Source organism: Mycobacterium arosiense ATCC BAA-1401 = DSM 45069 (assembly GCF_002086125.1).
Taxonomy (GTDB): domain Bacteria; phylum Actinomycetota; class Actinomycetes; order Mycobacteriales; family Mycobacteriaceae; genus Mycobacterium; species Mycobacterium arosiense.
This window is the reverse complement of sequence record NZ_MVHG01000245.1, coordinates 1-453: the sequence shown is the minus strand read 5'-3', so window position 1 is coordinate 453 and position 453 is coordinate 1. Positions and strand designations below refer to the sequence as shown.

Below are 453 nucleotides of genomic sequence, written 5' to 3'. Positions count from 1 at the left end.
GGCCCATGCCGGCCTCGTCACCATCGAGCAGCAGGGTCGCAACCTGATCTATCGGGCCGAGTACGGCCACATGAACGGCCTCATCGGCTACCTGACCGAGCATTGCTGCCAAGGTGGCGTATGCGAGGTTTCTCCATCCAAGACCTGCTGCTGACCATGACCGATACCACTTACAACGCCTTGTTCATCTGTACGGGCAATTCGGCCCGCTCCATCCTCGCCGAAGGCATCCTCAACGACATGGGCCAGGGGCGGTTTCACGCCTGGTCGGCAGGTAGCCATCCGAAAGGCGAAGTTCACCCGCTGGCGCTCGCCACGCTGGAGCGGCTGCACCTTCCGACAACGGGCTACCGCAGCAAGAGCTGGGACGAGTTCGTGAAGCCCGATGCGCCGGTGTTCGATTTCATCTTCACCGTCTGCGACAACGCAGCCGGCGAGGCTTGTCCTCTCTGG

At 62.3% G+C, this 453-nt stretch carries 1 protein-coding gene; it reads left to right on the top strand.

Annotated features, from left to right (window positions below; translation table 11 throughout):
- Positions 1–120 precede the first annotated feature (120 nt).
- Positions 121–453: arsenate reductase ArsC (locus tag BST14_RS28315; RefSeq protein ID WP_211280838.1), on the top strand; the 333-nt coding region annotated here is incomplete at its 3' end.